Raw genomic sequence first — 14,780 nt, forward strand, 5'->3', positions numbered from 1 at the left:
AAGTACCGCGCGACCGCCTCCGTGATCAATCGTTGGGGATCTACCTTGAGCTCCGTGATCAGCCCGCTCCTCCCCGGCGACCCACTGCAGATCGCCTCGTACAGGCTCATCGGCCGTCTTGGCTCGGGTGGCATGGGCACGGTGTACGCGGCGTTGGACGGCCAGGCCCGCAGGGTCGCACTCAAGATGGTGCACGCTCAGTTCGCCGCTGATCCGCAATTCCGTGCCAGATTCCACCGCGAGGTCGGCGTGCTCCGCCGAGTCTCAGGGCCGTGCCTGGTGCCCTTCGTCGACGCCGACCCGACGGCCGGAGTTCCCTGGCTGGTCACCGAGTACGTGGCGGGCCCCACCCTGCACGAGCACCTCGCTGCGTACGGTCCGCTGTCCGAGGTCCAGCTGCGTCTGTTCGCGGCCGGTACGTCGGCCGCGCTGGCCGCCGTCCACGCCGCCCGGGTCATTCACCGCGACCTCAAGCCGGCCAACGTGATCCTTTCACCGCACGGCCCGCGCGTGCTCGACTTCGGAATCGCCCACGTGATGGACGGGACTGCGGTCACGCGCACGGGCGTCACGACCGGCACTCCTGGCTGGATCAGTCCCGAACAGTACCGGGACGGCACAACAGACGGCCTGGGGGATGTGTTTGCTTGGGGCGCGCTCGTCGCCTACGCCGCCACCGGCCGCCCTGTGTTCGGGACGGGGGCACCGGACGTGGTTGCGTACCGAGTGCTGCGCGAGGAACCCGACCTCGAAGGCGTGTCGCAGGAACTCCGGGAAGTGATCGCGTCATGTCTGGCCAAGGACCCGGGCCAGCGCCCGACCGCCGAGGACATCGCAGATGTCACGTCTGACCTGCTCGGCAGTGCGGCAACGCAGATCCTCCCCGCCACCCCGGAGCAGCCTTCGGCGGTCCACGACCTGATCGCCACGCAATGGCGCATACCAACCGTCGAAGACCCCGCCTGGCACACAGCTGCCCGGCGTCCGCCAACGAGGCGCGGAATCTGGTTTCGCCGCGGGGCATTCGTCGTCGGTGCGGCAGCCGTCGGCGCTCTCGGCGCTGCGCTCCTCAGCCTCCTCCCGCCCGACGCCTCACCGACGAAGCCGGTGGCAGCCTCCACCGCATCAACCCCTCAGGCGCGGGACGACGAACGGCCGCCATCCCCACAAGCGTCCAACAGCACGGCGGCACCCGAACCGACCTCGGCCAAGCCGAGCCTCACACCGACCGTCTCCGTCCAACAGCTGACCCGGACCGAAGTCCACACCATCGCTCCATGGACCGTCGGCGGCAGCTCCCCCGCCACGGGGCTCGTGATCACGGACGACCTGGCCGGGTCGTGCTGGAGCAGCTCCAACAAGACGCAACGCACAGACGCCTGGCGCTGCAGCGCCGACAGCAACATCCTCGACCCGTGCTTCGCCCCAGGTGCGGGCCCAGAACACGCGGTGCTCCTCTGCATGGAAGCCGACCCGAACCACATGCTGCGCCTGACTCTCTCCCAACCGCTCCCAGGCAACAACTTCCACATTCCCGGCGGACCCGTCCCGACCCCCTTGATCATCGAGCTCTCCAACGGGAAGACGTGCACGTTCGCCGCCGGCGCCACCGCCACGCTCGCCGACCACCGCCTCAACTACTTCTGTGACGGTGGCGGAAGCGTGTACGGCGACCCGGACCAAGACCGCCCCCTCTGGACCGCCGCCTACCGGGCGGACCAGGCAAACACCACCGTCAGCACTCCCATCAAGGCCGCCTACCAATAGCGCAACCACCGGATACCAGGCAGGTGTTCACTGAGGCACTGGGTCTGTGCCCCGGACGCCTTGACGGGAGAGGCGTCGGTTCTCTGGTGAAGCGGGCGGAGGCGGATTTCCGGCCAGGCGTGCGATGCACCCGAATCGGGGACCTCGGCGGAGCCGGGAATGGGGTCATACGAGGCCTCGGTGGGCCTGCGGCCTCACTCTGGCCGTGGTTCGCAGTGCCCGGGCCGACCAGCTCTGGGCAAGCACTCACCCGCCCGATCGCGCCCTTGACAAACCGGCCCTGACCTAGTGTTTTCTGGGAATCCACCTAGGCTGGGGATCTCTGCTGGACACCATCGGAGGGGGCTTCGTGAGTGAGGAAGCCATCAAGTAGGACGCCACCCACATCCAGGTGCTGGAGGAGTGGGAAGCCATTCGGAAGCGGCCTGGGATGTACGTCGGCTCGACCGGCGAACGCGGCCTGCACCAGCTGGTGTACGAGGTCGCCGGCCGGGCAGTGAACGAGGTCCTGGTTGGCCGCGCCGGCTCCGTCGACGTAGTCCTCACGCCCGACGGCGGCGTGCGCGTCGCCGACGACGGACCAGCCCTCCCCATCGAGACCGCCGGGGACACCGGCCGCCCCTTGCCGACCAGCGCGACCGACTCTCACCCCTCGCAGCCCGGTGGACCCGTGCCCACGACGTACTAGAGCGTGCGCTCAAGCGTGATCTTCGAGATGAGCCGTGGGTGGTGAGGCTAACCGATCGACTGCACGACACCGGTCGAGGATTGGTCACCGGCATCGCTGCTTCCATGACCGATCCGGTGGTTGTGGCCTACGACGGGCGCGAAGCGATCGATCTGCCCTGGCCCGCCCAGTACCTCCTCTGGGTCCAATACCAGGGCGGTGTCCGCCAGGCCGGTCGCAGCCCACACCGCCTGACCGCCCTCCACCGGCTCTTCACCCTCCTCGACGGCCTCTCGCGCCGCTCCCTCGACGTCATCGCCGGCACCGCCTGGCACGACTCACCAGCCGTCTACCAAAAAGCCATCGACAACGTCCCCCAAGGCCGCGTTTTCCCCTGACGCCCACTGTTGGTGGAACACCAACGCAGCCGGGCGCCTCCCACACCTCCTGGACATGGCCCGCACAGACGCTGCCTCCGCACAACGACAGGCCCAGCACGCCCAGGCACCGTGGCGGTAGGCCGGCGCAGGCGTGGCCCCTTTGGTACGTCGCCAGCTGGTCGCTAACACAACCCCTGTCAGGTCTCCGACTGCTGGGACGTCGAGGTCAACGCGCGCTGCACACTGGTGACCAACCCGCCAACCGCGCTGAAGGCTTCGAGGGGTCAAGACGCCTCAGGGGCTACCGTTGGCCGCCGAGGGAGGGCAGACAGCGGTCGAGCCAGACGTGCACCAGACAGGATCTGGGTGATGCGCCACGGACGGCACCGCAGCGGGGCTTTGAAGCCCACCCCTAGGTCCTGTCTGATCGAGAGGGTGCCTCATACCGTCGAGGGGATGCGCGATCGGGACCAGGCATCCAGAATGCCAGCGACGTGACTGGTATGGCCAGCGAGACCCTCATACAGAAGGCGGGCGTCCGCGTCGGGGAAGTAGGCGTCCAGCAACCCGTAGAACGGTTGGTGGAGGAACAGTTGCTCGTGCACGTTCCGCGGGGGCACATAGTGGACCAGGGTGTTCCGGAAGCCGCTGTGAGCCTGCAGGATCAGACCGGTCATGGGGGCATCGAGGATCTCCCTCAGCACGGAGCGGTCGGGCGTTCGCAGGCTAGCTCCGTACTGCTCGTCGAGCTTGGTGAGGCTGGAGAACACATGGTGGAGCGTGATGTAGCGCAGCTTCCAGAGGCTGATCGCAGAGTGCTCGGCCTCCTCGGACAGAAGGACATCGAGGGTGTTCAGCGCGCAGGTCATGGCCGTCAAAGATGCTTTGACCTCCTCAGGCAGAGAGGGGTCGAAACTTCCTCGGTAATGCCTCTTGGCCCGCACGTCTTGCATCCTCAAGTCTGCCTTGCGCACCGTGTCGAGACAGGAAGGCCCTTCCCACGGCAGTCCGTCGGATATGGCCCTCACATAGCGTCCCACTTCAACAGCGATCGCCCGGAGTCGTGCGCCCAGTACCTCGGCGTCGAAACGTTCGGGCGGGAAGCCGAGGAAGAAACTCGCCGTGTGGGAGGTCGAGACGAGCCTCCCTCGGAAGCGCCACAGGCCCAGGTCTGTCTCCAGCGGCCGCGCCAGCGGCAACCACGTGTTGTTGAGGAACTCTTGGCGATGCTGCTCGATAATGCGCCGGAATTCGGCACTCACCTCCGCCGGTTGCTTGGCCTTGTCATCGTAGAGCTTGACCGAGTGCCGGGCCCGCGCGATCGTCTCCGCGTGGTCGTAGGCAAGTGAGGTCGCAAGATCGGGTGCGATACGGCCCAGCGCCCGGTGGGACTCGTGGAGAATCAGGCACATGTAGTTGTACAGACAGAAGATCGGGAGGATGGCCAGTTCCGGTCTGGCGATGACTCGCTGCAAGAAGCGCCGCAGGAACATGCCGTCCTGCACGATCAGCCGCAGGGCAAAGTCGTTTCCGGACAGGCGCGTCGTCATAGGTGGCCCGTGCTCCCAGTGGGGTGTCGGATGTCGCGTTCTGCGGCATGTCCCGGACCGGGGTTGTCCGAGAGAGCCGGGCAGCCGCTTCAGAGCATCGTGCCAGCAGTCCAAGCCGGCGCACATCACGTTTTCAGCACCCGCCGGCCCGTTCCATCACTCCAGGCCGTACGCAGCCCTCGCTTCACTACGCGTTCGGCGGGGCTGTGCGCTGCCCGACGCCACATCAGATACCCGGCTCGTGTGCGGAGTTCCCCGCTTCGAGCGTCCGTCGGGGAGAGCCCCGGAGCGTCCCGCCGGTGCGCGCACCCTGGCGCCGCGGACGGCCCCGGCCCGCTCAACGAACTCCCGGCACGCCCGCTCGGCAGACGTGTCAGAGCGGCGGAATAGAGTCGCCGTCCCGGCCGGATGGCCCGGCCGCCGAGGGGGGAGTCGGCATGCGCGTGCGCGAATGGTCCACGTACACGAAGGACGAGAAACAGAGTCTCACACGAGGCCTCCGAACGGTTCTCAGGGAAGGGGGCGCTCCGGACGCGGAGACGTTTCTCGCCGAGTGCGATGGAGGAGTACTCGTCGAGGTTCCTGCCCCGCCATACGAAGGGGTCGTCGACCGCTATGGTCGTACACCCCACGCGGTACGAAACGCCTGGGTCGACGGAGCAGTCCGGGGGATCCGGCTTCTCGCCGAGCGGGTCGGCATCGACCTGACCTGTCACGGCGAGCACAGCAAGTACGGCGGTGGACACGGCGTCTACCCACTCCCTGACTCCGGTTTCGTGCACGTCACGGTCCCGTGGGCAGACGCCGATCACCTGTTGGCCGCCCTTGCAGGAGTGGCGCCGCTCGTCCCGGCGGGAGTGCCGCAGTCAGACCTGGCTGCGATCGAGGGGCGCGATAGCGAGGTCGACGAATCGGCCGAGGTGATTGCCTGTATGGAGGCGGTCACTTCTGCAGGAATCGCCCTAGCGCGGGCCGTGGCTGCTCTGCGGGCTGCTGCGCGTGATGTATAGGTCGACATGTACGCCGCTTCACGGCACCGGCTGGCGGGCGTCCATCGCGCTGTTCCACAGAACACCGACCGTCAGATTCCCGCCCCCGATATCTACGATCCCTTCTGGGGTGACCCTGTCGGCAGATACCTCATCCAGGCCAACTATCACCTGGCCGGCCTGCGGGGCGTCGAGACGTCGCGACTCTGGGACGTCGTCGAGGCGAGCCGGGAGGATCGCAATCACCAGGATGGTGAGTACACACTGAACCGGGTTCACATCGCCGAGGCGATCGTGCGGTTTGAGCCGAACATCGACTATGACCGCTTCCGCGCCTATATGCACGTGATGCGTGTACACGCGACTGAGCAGAACTACGCGGAAGCACGTGAACCCTCCCTCCGGACTGAGCGCGAGCGGGCCGAGCGGGCCGAGCGCGAGGCTGCCACGCAGAAACTGAAGGCCGAACAGGAGGCCCGAATCAGGGCGCAGGAAGCGCGCGCTGCTGCTGCCGAGCGGAAGGCAGCCGACCAAGCTGCCCAAGCCGGGGCCGCCAACCCGAAAGATGTGTTCTACGTCGTAACGGACACTGACCGGGTGACCGGCAAGCCGGGGGTCAAGTTCGGCATTAACAGCGGGGATGGAGAGGTCCGCCTGTCACGACACGCCCGCGACGGCTACAACACCCGGCACCGGCTCTTCGTTGGACTTCCCGAGGGGGTTGCCCGGGAGGCGGAGAACGGGATGCTGGCGCGCCTCAAGCGTGCAGGGCACCGGCCACTGCACGGGCTCGAGTACTACCCGCAGGCCGCCCTCGGACTCATTCTGGACTCGCTCGATGGGGCCCTGGCTCCCGCTGCCGACTCCGTGGACAGGGAAGTCAAGGCATTGACCGGCTGACCGCACACGCCAACGGCAAGAGCCGCCACCAAGTCGTAGCCCCCATTCATCTACATATTCCCCCGCTTCGCGCGTCCGGCGGCGCGCCGACTAAGGCGGCCCGCCGGACAGCGCCGATCGCCACACGCCTGCGCCGTCACTGTCCCTCACCAAGATCCGGACCATACGCGGTCCAGCACCCCGCCGATGACGGGCTAGACCTTATTCCCACCAGGAGACGAAGAACCTTTATTGCAGCTATTCCCCGAAGGCAGTTGGATTCTTCTAGAGCACCAAGTCGAGCTCCCGGAAGGGAAACTATCCTCCCGAAGCCAGTTTCGAGCGATTACTCTTAGACATCAACCCATCATGTTAAGTGTGGAAATGGGTCGCTCGGCCGCGTCTCCCGGACCAGTCACGGACCAGATTCGATATCGAAGGCAGCGGCCCCAAGACCAAGCCACCGCCCGCTCCCGGCCCGCCGCGGATGCCAAGACCCACCGGTCCCTAAGAAATTGTGGTGCAGCCTCGGACCGAATGTCGCGGTGTCGTTGGGCTCTGCCCACTTGCGCGCGGGCGCCGCCGGCACCGACGCCTTCGCCACCTACCTGATGCGCACGGCCGTGCTCGTCGGCGGCTGGGGAGGCTGGCTGCTGTGGCAGACCCGGCGGGTCCCGCCCCACCTGCGCCGTCCCCTCCTGCTGGTGTCGCACGGCTGCCGGCCGGCCCTCGGGATGGCGACCCCCATCGCTCTGCTCATCGTCCACTCGGCCTTGGCGCTGGTGCTGTGGCGCAGCGCCCTGTTCGCCGCGGCGGCGAATCCGCTGGTCTTCTTCGCGATCGTCACGTCCATTGCCGGCCGTCCACCCCCACCACGGCCTCCAGGCAACCGCCCGCCCCCGGCCCGTACGAACCGGGGGGATTCCCTATGCACCGGACGTGACCTCAGGGTCCCTCAACCCCTTCATCAGCTCGGTGATGACCTCGCGGTCCCGCACCTCGCTGCTGTACGGGCCCGCAGCAGCGGCCTCCTGGCGGGGCACGAAGCGTGACATGTCACGGAGTCTGGCGAACCGGCCGACCAGCTTCTGGACAGCGGCGAAGTCTTCGGCGTACTCGCCGTATGCGGCGCCTTCGTCGTAGCCCTGGTGGAACAGGAACTCCAGGAGCGCATCCAGCGGCCCCGCGTCGAGCAAGGACTCGTCTTCGCCGGCGACCTGGTGAAGCCCTTCGAGCGCGCACTCCACCAGGGCCTCCAGCGGAGGCCCGCTCAGCGAGCCCCCCGGAAGCTGCCCCAGGGTTGCGTAGAGGTCGATGGCCCCGTACCAGTCGCCGGCCTCCACCTGCTCCGACAGATCCAGCCGGATTCCGTCCGCCACCTCACCGGCGAAGCGCACCGCGTCCTCTTCGGCGATCAGCCGACTGCTTCCCATGGCCCGCGCCAGGCCGACGAGGTGGTCGACGTGCTCGCTGTACCAGAGTTCCGAGCTCTCCTTGAGGACATGCGCCGCCAGCGGGGCGGAGTCCAGCAGACCGGCGGTCTCCAGGATCCACCGGAGATGGGACGCCTTGCTATCGGCCTCGGGTGAGGGGGACCCCTCGACGAATTCCGCCGTCTCCAGCACAGCGGCCGCCGTCCGTTCGGCTTCCGCCTTGAGCTGTGCGAGGATGCCGGACCCGTCCGCCATGCCGGCCGCGTCGATCAGGCCGTGGATCTGCACCGGGTCGATCAACGCGCCCAGGAGCGCGGCCATCGGGGCCCGCCCGGCGTCGAGATGGAAGCGGAGGTAGTCCGCGATCGACGGGTTGTGAAAGGACACCCCGTGCTGCTCAACGGCGACCATCGTGCCGTCCAGCACCTGCAGCGCCCTGCGGAAGGTCCGGGCGTCCGCCTCCAGCCCCCGCTCCTTGCGGTACCAGGACCACGATTCGTTGAGCGTGTCCGGTGCGGCCGTGCGCAGGGTGAAGAGGACTTCGAGTAGATGCACTGCCTCGTCGGTCAGATCGTTCTCCACGATCCGCTCCCAGATGCGCCGGGGATCGTCGAGGTTCTTCAGTACGGCGGCGGCAACGTCCTGCTCCCGCCGGGCGGCGAGCCGGAGCGTCTCCTCGATCAGCCGGGGGCTGAAGTTGCGGTGCTCGACGATCGGCTGCCACACAGCCCGGTCGGCGAACGGCCACTTCTGCTCGGCGGGCAGCTGCGCGTGGTGGACGTGGTTGTAGAGGATCTGACCCCTGACACCGAGGCCCAGGTCGGTGAGGTGGACGACGCTGGTCGCCTCCGAGACATCCGGGGCGCGGAGCCTCTCGTGCTTTAGGCGGGCGTGCTCCAGGATGTAGTCACGGGTCGTCATCACCAGGGCCTTGTCCGGAGCCTCCTGGATTCCCCGGATGATGTCGATGAGGCGGGCGTCCTCGTTCTTGTTGAGTTGGGACTCCAGCGTCGTCTGGCCCAGGAAGTCGTCGTAGAGGAACAGCTGCGGCGTGTCCTCGCGCCACAGCGCCGTGATCTCCTCGGCGTCCTGCGAGATCTCGTGCACCTCGTACCCGTTACCCATGAGCCACGCCGCGAGCATAAGGGCCACCGTCGTCTTACCCACCCCCGGAATCCCGGCGATGACGCAGACCCGCTGCTCGTCCAGGATGGCCTTCGCCCGGTCGAAGCCCTCGTGCGGTACGAAGGTGTCCGCCGCACACGGTATCCGCTTGCGCAGCCAGGACGAGCGCACGTACTTCTCCTGGTTCAGTACCGTCTGCAGTACGGCTGTGCCACTCAGCCAGAGACGGAAGTGGCGCCGGACCAGCTCGGGTCTGCTCTGCAGTTCGGCGACGATCTCGTCCACACCGTAGAGGTCGCCGGTGGTGTGCACGTAAGGAGCGAATGCGTCGCGGATCCTGTCTTTGCCGTCCACGGTCAGGCCCACACTCGTGGCGATGAGATACCGGTCCGGCTTCAGCGCGACGACCTTGGGCAGCTCGTCCTTGATCAGGCGCTTCGTCAGCGTCGCCTGCGTGGCTTTGGGCCAGTGCTTGCACTGGACGACCGTCGTGGTCCCGTCCGCCGCTGTGTGGCGCAGATCGATCCCCCGGTCCCGGCCGCGCGGGAAGAGCTCTAGCGGCACGCCGAGAATCTCACCGAAAAGATCGCGGCAGACGACCTCGAAGTCATGGTCCGTCAGGCGTCCCAAATCAAAAGAATCCATGCCGCCTTCGCAGAATCGCAGTGGTGCCGACGGGCCCCATTCTTCACCGGCCGGCCCGGCGCCACACCTCTGACCGCCTCAGACCGACTCCGCCTGCTCCCTACGCTCCTGCGCCCGCGCCCACCCCGTTAGGCCACTCGCAGTGGATTCAGCCGTGCCGGTTGGTACTCCCTGCCGCCCCGCCGACGGTGTCATCAGTCGAGCCAGTCCAGAGGGATAAGCCGTACCACGTCGCCGAGGACGTACGGGCCGGTGGACACGGCTGCGCCCGGCCCGGGGCGTGGACCCACCGCGGGCCGGGCGCGCCTGTGTGCGGCGGGGAATTAGCTCAGCTGGGAGAAGACCTGCCAGCCGCCCGTGCCGACCTGGACGCCGTCGCCGGTGAGGTTGCCGAGGAAGAGCAGGCCGCCCATGTTCGTTGTGGCCCACAGGTCGGGCCGGCCGTCACCGTTGGCATCGGGGACGGCGGTCAGGAGCGGGCGCTGGGTCGAGCTCCATCCCGAGGCGAGGGAGGTTCCGGCGGCCGGGTCGCCGAGTCCCTCGCCGGACGGGCCGGTGCCTTCCAGGAGGCGGAGTTCGCCGGTGGTCCGGTGCCGGGCGATGAGGTCGGCGAAGCCGTTGCCGGTGCGGTAGCCGGGTGCGGCGAGGTCATAGTCCGACGGGGTGAGCCGCCGGGCTCCGGAACCCGCCGCCACGCTGGCTCCGGGACGCTCGGATGCCGTACGCCTTCGCCAGTGTTGTAGGGGCCGTGCTGCTCATGGGCAGCCTGCTGCTCCACGAGACGGCACACGCCGCGACGGCCCGCAGAAGGAAGATCTCGGTACAGGACGTCACGCTGTGGGCACTGGGCGGGATAACCAGGATGGGGCGACCGCAAACCACCGCGGCGGCTTTCGTGGTGGCCGTCAGCGTGCCGCTCACCAGCCTGGCCGTCGGAGGCGTAACGACCATCTCGCTTTCGGGTACGGGCCGCACTTCTGCATCGGCGCGGCCCTCGCCCGCCTGGAAGGCGCGGTCGCCTTCCCCCTGCTCCTGGAACGCCTCGGCCCGGTGCAGCTGGCCAAACCGGCCGACGAGCTGCTCTGGCGGCCCGCCCGTGTCATGCGCGGCCTCGCGGCCCTGCCCCTCGTCCGGCGATAACCCGCCCCGGGACGTCCCGCCCACCCCCTGCGCCGGAAAGACAGGATGAGTACGCGGAGCATGCAAGCAGTGGTGCTGACGGAGCGACGCGACGGCGTCCTCGTCATCACCTTCAACCAGCCCGACGTCCGCAACGCCGTGAACCAGGCCCTCGCCGACGCCGTCGATGCCGCCCTGACGGTCCTGGAGAACGGTCCAAAAGCCAACCTCAAACGCAGCCTGCACCACACCCACCGGGCCAGGAACCAGGCCGAACTCGCCGCCGAAACCCGCAGATTCTTCCATGGACGCCAGCGTCAACCACACATCGTGCGCGGCTACTTCGGCGGCCCGCACGTCCGCTACGTCCTGGACGAGAACCCTTTGAGTTTTTGATCAATAGTTGCGTTGGCGGTATTTGTCGGCAAGCCGAGGTTCCTTGCCGAAATCATCTTCGAACCAGCGCCCGTCGACGATATCGAGAAATTCTTTCACGTTATCTTTGGTGAGTGTCAGCTTATCGCCGTCTAGCTGCGTCTTCTACATACGGTGCACGCTCTCCGCGATCGACAACAACCACCTCGTCATCACCAGCCCGAAGACCCGGACCAGCCGGAACTGGGTCGCCATCTCACCCCGCGTCGCCACCGCCCTCGAGCACCGGGCCCGATCAAGGGCCCACGCCCACAGCGACCCGAGTGACCCGTTCTCCGGACTCGTCTTCTGCAGACCCGACGGCCAGCCGCTGCGGCCCCACACCGTCCTCGACCGGCTCCGGCAGCTGTCCCAAGAAGCCGGCGTGCCACGGGTGACCGTTCACGACCTGCGGCACCTGGCCGCCACCATCACCGCCGGCGTCCCCCTCACCGTCGTCTCCAAGACCCTGCGGCACTCCACCCTGTCGACCACCGCGAACGTCTACAGCCACCTCACCCAACAGGCCGCCCGCGAAGCCGTCGACACCATCGACCACACCCTCACCCGCGCCCAGAAACGAAACGACCGACGGGCCTGGCTGGAAGGGCTGCGACCACCACGCGACCACATCCAGCACCTCCGCGAAGCCCTCAACCGGCTCCGATCCCCCGCCGTTGCTGGGTTCAGCGCCACGGCCGACCGGCCGCAGAACGGGCGTGCGACCACACTGCGACCACCAGCATTCCGGGCATGGAAAAGGCCGCCCTCTCAAAGATGAGAGAACGGCCTCCGACCTGCGTAAACGCTGGTCGGGACGACAGGATTTGAACCTGCGACCCCTTGACCCCCAGTCAAGTGCGCTACCAAGCTGCGCCACGTCCCGATACCCGTTGACCTGGGGTTTCCCCTGGTTGAACGCGCAGGAGAACGATACCGCACTTCACGGGGTGGTCGCGCGCACGTTTCGCCGCCGCATCGGGGGCGGCAGGTGGGGCTTGACCTCAAGGGCGGTTGAGGTTGAACGATCGGTCCATGACACAGGCAACCGCGGACACCGGGTTCCGCTACGAGGACCTCGCACCGCTCATCACACTCATGACCGGCGCCGAGAAGCACGGTCCCGCCGCCTCGTCCACGCTCGACGCGCTGTGGGTGCTCTACGACCGGGTGCTCCGGGTGGGGCCCGGCACCGCCGAGGAGGTCGGGCGTGACCGGTTCCTGTTGTCCAAGGGGCACGGGCCGATGGCCTACTACGCCGTCCTCGCCGCCAAGGGGTTCATCCCCGTCGACTGGCTGAGCGGTTTCGGCGCCTACGACTCCCCGCTCGGCCACCACCCGGACCGCACTCTGATCCCCGGCGTGGAGATCGGCAGCGGCTCGCTCGGGCACGGGCTGCCGCTCGCCGTCGGCACAGCGCTCGGACTGCGGGCGCAGGGCCTGACCGACCCGGCCGTGTGGGTGCTGATCGGCGACGCCGAGCTGGACGAGGGCAGCAATCACGAGGCCATCGCGTACGCCGGCCCGGCCGGGCTGGAGCGGTTGCACACGATCGTGATCGACAACGACTCCGCGACCCACGGCTGGCCGGGCGGCATCGCCTCCCGGTTCGAAGCGGCCGGCTGGTCGGCCGTCACCGTGGACGGCCGGGACCGCGCGGCGCTGCACGCCGCCTACACCGCACCACATCCGGGCCGGCCGCACGCCGTGGTCGCCCGCGTCGAAAAGAAGCAGTAGGAGGGGGAGGACAAGGTATGGACACCATGCGCGAACGGTTCGTATCGGTCACATCGCACGTACTCGACGAGGATCCCCGGCTGGCGCTCGTGCTCGCCGAGATCACCATGGACGGCTTCCGTCCCGCCCAGGACCGTCACCCCGACCGGGTGCTCAACGTGGGCATCCGCGAGCAGCTGCTGATCGGCGTCGGCGGCGGACTCGCGCTCACGGGCCTGCGGCCCGTCGTGCACACCTTCGCGAGCTTCCTCGTGGAACGTCCGTTCGAACAGGTCAAGCTCGACTTCGGGCACCAGGGCACGGGCGGGGTCCTGGTCAGCGCAAGCGCCAGCTACGACTGGCCGGCCGGCGGCTTCACCCATATGGCACCGGGCGACGTGGCCCTGCTGGACACCCTGGACGGCTGGACCGTCCACGTCCCGGGCCACCCCGACGAGGCGGAGGCGCTGCTGCGCCACGCGTACGCGGCCGGGGACGACAAGGTGTACGTCCGGCTCTCCGCGCAATCGAACGCCGCGGCCCGCCCCGTCACGGGCCTGGGTTTCCAGACCGTACGGGAGGGACGCGCGGGTGTCGTGGTCGCCGTCGGGCCGCTGCTCGACAACGTCCTCGCCGCGACCGAGGGCACGGACGTGACCGTCCTGTACGCGCCGACCGTACGGCCCTTCGACGACGCGGCGCTCCGCGCTGCCGTCGGGCGCGCCCGCACCGACGTGGTCCTGGTCGAGCCGTACCTCGCGGGGACCTCGACAGCGGCCGCCAACGAGGCACTGGCACAGGTCCCCCACCGGGTTCTCGGCCTGGGCGTCGCCCGCGCCGAGCTGCGCCGCTACGGCACGATCGAGGAGCACATCGCCGCCCAGGGCCTGGACCCGGCCTCCCTGCGCGCACGGATCTCCGCCTTCACCCGTGCGTGAGCGGCCGTGAGCGTCCGTGACTGGCCGGGCGCCCGGCCGCGCCGCCCCGCCTACTCGTCTCCCGCGCCGCCTCCCTCCGCGCCCGCGGCCAGTTCCGGGTGGGCCGCGGCGAGGCGCTTCGGGGCGGCCTGGAGCCAGGAGTCCGTGAGGATCGAGCGGAGCTCACGGGTGTTCTCCACGGCTGCGAGGCGGACCCGGACCCAGGCGTAGTTGTCGTCGTGGCCCGGCCGTATGAAGAACTTCTCCGGCTCCGCCTCGATCAGTTCGGCCCGGTCCTCCTTGGGGCACTTCACACCGATCGAGGTGTCGTCGTCGGCCAGCGAGACGAAGATCTTCCCGCTCTTCCCGTCCTTGCCTCCGACCCGGAAGGTCGGCATGCCCCAGGCGAGCTTCTCGCTGCTGCCCGGAAGCGACAGTGCGATCGTCCGGACGTCGTGCGCCGTCGTGGCCATCCCCACAACTCCTCTCCAGTCCTGTCCAGTCCAGTCCTGTTCAGCCCCCGCTGATCTCTCGTCTTCGACGGTAGTCCCCGCCACTGACAACGGGCCGGCTCCCGCGCGGCGCCGCCCTCATCCGCACCGGTCTCCCCGGCGTTCCTCCGCCCCCTCCCGGCCGTCCTCCCGCGCGTGCACGAGCTCCACCAGCTCCGCGGCCAGCGCCTTCACCGTCGCCAGCCCCGCCAGCCCCCACCGCCTCGGCACCACGTCCACCGCGCACACCGTCCCCAGGACGATCCCGCGCCGGTCGGTCAGCGGCGCGCCCATGTAGGAGCGCACCCCGCTCTCGTCCACGACCGCGTTGCCCGCGAAGCGCGCGAAGTCCCGTACGTCCTCCAGTACCAGGGCGCGGCGCCGCACCACCACGTGCGGGCAGTAGCCGCGGTCCCGGGCGAGCACCCGCGCCGGGTAGCCGCTCGCCGGGGCGTCGGCCGCGTGGTGCAGTCCGGCGAAGAACTGCCGTTCCTCGTCGATGAAGTTGATGCCGGCGTACGGGGCCGCGAGTGCGTCCGCGACCCGCCGGGCGAAGGCGTCCAGTTCGCCGTCCACCCGCTCCCCCAGGCCCAGTTCGCGCAGCCGGACCACACGTGCGGGCGCCTCCCGGTCCACCGGTGTGAGCAGCAGGTGCCCGGTCGATTCGTAGTAGGTCATGGTGTCTCCC

General features: G+C 68.5%; 15 protein-coding genes, 1 tRNA gene and 2 pseudogenes. 11 read left to right on the forward strand and 7 right to left on the reverse strand.

Annotated features, from left to right (window positions below):
- Nucleotides 1–54 precede the first annotated feature (54 nt).
- The 3 genes from ACFXDJ_RS02560 (at nucleotide 55) to ACFXDJ_RS02570 (ending at nucleotide 2,832) form a co-directional block, all read left to right on the forward strand.
- Nucleotides 55–1,767 (forward strand): serine/threonine-protein kinase, encoded by a 1,713-nt coding sequence (locus ACFXDJ_RS02560; RefSeq protein WP_384649205.1) that lies wholly within the window; start codon nucleotides 55–57, stop codon nucleotides 1,765–1,767.
- 430 nt (nucleotides 1,768–2,197) lie between these two features.
- On the forward strand, nucleotides 2,198–2,455 hold the full coding sequence (locus ACFXDJ_RS02565) for a hypothetical protein (RefSeq protein ID WP_384649204.1): 258 nt from the start codon (nucleotides 2,198–2,200) through the stop codon (nucleotides 2,453–2,455).
- Between the two features lie 104 nt (nucleotides 2,456–2,559).
- Complete coding sequence (locus ACFXDJ_RS02570) at nucleotides 2,560–2,832, forward strand: hypothetical protein (protein WP_384649202.1); 273 nt, start codon at nucleotides 2,560–2,562, stop codon at nucleotides 2,830–2,832.
- Between the two features lie 422 nt (nucleotides 2,833–3,254).
- On the opposite strand, the gene ACFXDJ_RS02575 is transcribed toward ACFXDJ_RS02570, so the two are convergent.
- Nucleotides 3,255–4,364, reverse strand: coding sequence for a hypothetical protein (locus ACFXDJ_RS02575; RefSeq protein WP_384649200.1), 1,110 nt, complete (start codon nucleotides 4,362–4,364; stop codon nucleotides 3,255–3,257).
- A gap of 437 nt (nucleotides 4,365–4,801) precedes the next feature.
- On the opposite strand from ACFXDJ_RS02575, the gene ACFXDJ_RS02580 reads away from it, so the two are divergent.
- Both ACFXDJ_RS02580 and ACFXDJ_RS02585 read left to right on the forward strand, forming a co-directional pair.
- Nucleotides 4,802–5,374 carry a hypothetical protein gene (locus ACFXDJ_RS02580; protein WP_384649198.1) on the forward strand — a complete coding sequence of 191 codons (573 nt, stop codon included), beginning with the start codon at nucleotides 4,802–4,804 and terminating at the stop codon, nucleotides 5,372–5,374.
- Nucleotides 5,375–5,380: 6 nt separating this feature from the next.
- A complete protein-coding gene (locus ACFXDJ_RS02585; RefSeq protein WP_384649196.1) occupies nucleotides 5,381–6,253 on the forward strand; it encodes a hypothetical protein in 873 nt (290 codons plus the stop codon).
- A gap of 583 nt (nucleotides 6,254–6,836) precedes the next feature.
- Here ACFXDJ_RS02585 and ACFXDJ_RS02590 read toward each other — a convergent pair.
- From ACFXDJ_RS02590 to ACFXDJ_RS02600, 3 genes are all read right to left on the reverse strand, one after another.
- Complete coding sequence (locus tag ACFXDJ_RS02590) at nucleotides 6,837–7,085, reverse strand: hypothetical protein (RefSeq protein WP_384847533.1); 249 nt, start codon at nucleotides 7,083–7,085, stop codon at nucleotides 6,837–6,839.
- Between the two features lie 73 nt (nucleotides 7,086–7,158).
- A complete protein-coding gene (locus ACFXDJ_RS02595; RefSeq protein WP_384649192.1) occupies nucleotides 7,159–9,420 on the reverse strand; it encodes a restriction endonuclease in 2,262 nt (753 codons plus the stop codon).
- A 338-nt stretch (nucleotides 9,421–9,758) separates the two neighbouring features.
- On the reverse strand, nucleotides 9,759–10,130 hold the full coding sequence (locus tag ACFXDJ_RS02600) for a hypothetical protein (RefSeq protein WP_384649190.1): 372 nt from the start codon (nucleotides 10,128–10,130) through the stop codon (nucleotides 9,759–9,761).
- A gap of 26 nt (nucleotides 10,131–10,156) precedes the next feature.
- Here ACFXDJ_RS02600 and ACFXDJ_RS02605 point away from each other — a divergent pair.
- From ACFXDJ_RS02605 to ACFXDJ_RS02620, 4 genes and pseudogenes are all read left to right on the forward strand, one after another.
- A pseudogene (locus ACFXDJ_RS02605) lies at nucleotides 10,157–10,378 on the forward strand (hypothetical protein); the annotation flags it as partial.
- The gene (locus tag ACFXDJ_RS02610; protein WP_384649188.1) at nucleotides 10,273–10,575 is read left to right on the forward strand and encodes a cytochrome P450; all 303 of its coding nucleotides are present in this window, start codon (nucleotides 10,273–10,275) and stop codon (nucleotides 10,573–10,575) included. The pseudogene ACFXDJ_RS02605 and the gene ACFXDJ_RS02610, both read left to right, overlap by 106 nt.
- A gap of 201 nt (nucleotides 10,576–10,776) precedes the next feature.
- A pseudogene (locus tag ACFXDJ_RS02615) lies at nucleotides 10,777–10,950 on the forward strand (IS630 family transposase); the annotation flags it as partial.
- 109 nt (nucleotides 10,951–11,059) lie between these two features.
- The gene (locus ACFXDJ_RS02620; protein WP_384649186.1) at nucleotides 11,060–11,749 is read left to right on the forward strand and encodes a tyrosine-type recombinase/integrase; all 690 of its coding nucleotides are present in this window, start codon (nucleotides 11,060–11,062) and stop codon (nucleotides 11,747–11,749) included.
- Between the two features lie 28 nt (nucleotides 11,750–11,777).
- Here the strand turns inward: ACFXDJ_RS02620 and ACFXDJ_RS02625 are convergent.
- Nucleotides 11,778–11,854, reverse strand: a tRNA-Pro gene (locus ACFXDJ_RS02625).
- A 149-nt stretch (nucleotides 11,855–12,003) separates the two neighbouring features.
- Here ACFXDJ_RS02625 and ACFXDJ_RS02630 point away from each other — a divergent pair.
- Nucleotides 12,004–12,705: a transketolase gene (locus ACFXDJ_RS02630; protein WP_384649184.1), complete on the forward strand. Its 702-nt coding sequence runs from the start codon at nucleotides 12,004–12,006 to the stop codon at nucleotides 12,703–12,705.
- Nucleotides 12,706–12,722: 17 nt separating this feature from the next.
- Entirely contained in the window at nucleotides 12,723–13,622 is a 900-nt protein-coding gene (locus tag ACFXDJ_RS02635; RefSeq protein WP_384649183.1) for a transketolase family protein, read from the forward strand.
- Nucleotides 13,623–13,672: 50 nt separating this feature from the next.
- On the opposite strand, the gene ACFXDJ_RS02640 is transcribed toward ACFXDJ_RS02635, so the two are convergent.
- Both ACFXDJ_RS02640 and ACFXDJ_RS02645 read right to left on the reverse strand, forming a co-directional pair.
- Nucleotides 13,673–14,074: an MmcQ/YjbR family DNA-binding protein gene (locus ACFXDJ_RS02640; protein WP_384649181.1), complete on the reverse strand. Its 402-nt coding sequence runs from the start codon at nucleotides 14,072–14,074 to the stop codon at nucleotides 13,673–13,675.
- Nucleotides 14,075–14,191: 117 nt separating this feature from the next.
- Nucleotides 14,192–14,770, reverse strand: a complete 579-nt coding sequence (locus ACFXDJ_RS02645; RefSeq protein WP_384649179.1) for a GAF domain-containing protein — start codon at nucleotides 14,768–14,770, stop codon at nucleotides 14,192–14,194.
- Nucleotides 14,771–14,780: the final 10 nt, after the last annotated feature.

Source organism: Streptomyces sp. NPDC059443 (genome assembly GCF_042750105.1).
In the GTDB taxonomy this organism is placed as follows: domain Bacteria; phylum Actinomycetota; class Actinomycetes; order Streptomycetales; family Streptomycetaceae; genus Streptomyces.

What these genes read in the sequence shown, in the direction of transcription:
- ACFXDJ_RS02580 (WP_384649198.1), top strand. Translation starts at nt 4,802, where the DNA reads ATGCGCGTGCGCGAATGGTCCACGTACACGAAGGACGAGAAACAGAGT.
- ACFXDJ_RS02630 (WP_384649184.1), top strand. Translation starts at nt 12,004, where the DNA reads ATGACACAGGCAACCGCGGACACCGGGTTCCGCTACGAGGACCTCGCA.
- ACFXDJ_RS02565 (WP_384649204.1), top strand. Translation starts at nt 2,198, where the DNA reads ATGTACGTCGGCTCGACCGGCGAACGCGGCCTGCACCAGCTGGTGTAC.
- ACFXDJ_RS02645 (WP_384649179.1), bottom strand. Translation starts at nt 14,770, where the DNA reads ATGACCTACTACGAATCGACCGGGCACCTGCTGCTCACACCGGTGGAC.
- ACFXDJ_RS02640 (WP_384649181.1), bottom strand. Translation starts at nt 14,074, where the DNA reads ATGGCCACGACGGCGCACGACGTCCGGACGATCGCACTGTCGCTTCCG.
- ACFXDJ_RS02570 (WP_384649202.1), top strand. Translation starts at nt 2,560, where the DNA reads ATGACCGATCCGGTGGTTGTGGCCTACGACGGGCGCGAAGCGATCGAT.
- ACFXDJ_RS02635 (WP_384649183.1), top strand. Translation starts at nt 12,723, where the DNA reads ATGGACACCATGCGCGAACGGTTCGTATCGGTCACATCGCACGTACTC.
- ACFXDJ_RS02585 (WP_384649196.1), top strand. Translation starts at nt 5,381, where the DNA reads ATGTACGCCGCTTCACGGCACCGGCTGGCGGGCGTCCATCGCGCTGTT.
- ACFXDJ_RS02590 (WP_384847533.1), bottom strand. Translation starts at nt 7,085, where the DNA reads ATGGACGTGACGATCGCGAAGAAGACCAGCGGATTCGCCGCCGCGGCG.
- ACFXDJ_RS02575 (WP_384649200.1), bottom strand. Translation starts at nt 4,364, where the DNA reads ATGACGACGCGCCTGTCCGGAAACGACTTTGCCCTGCGGCTGATCGTG.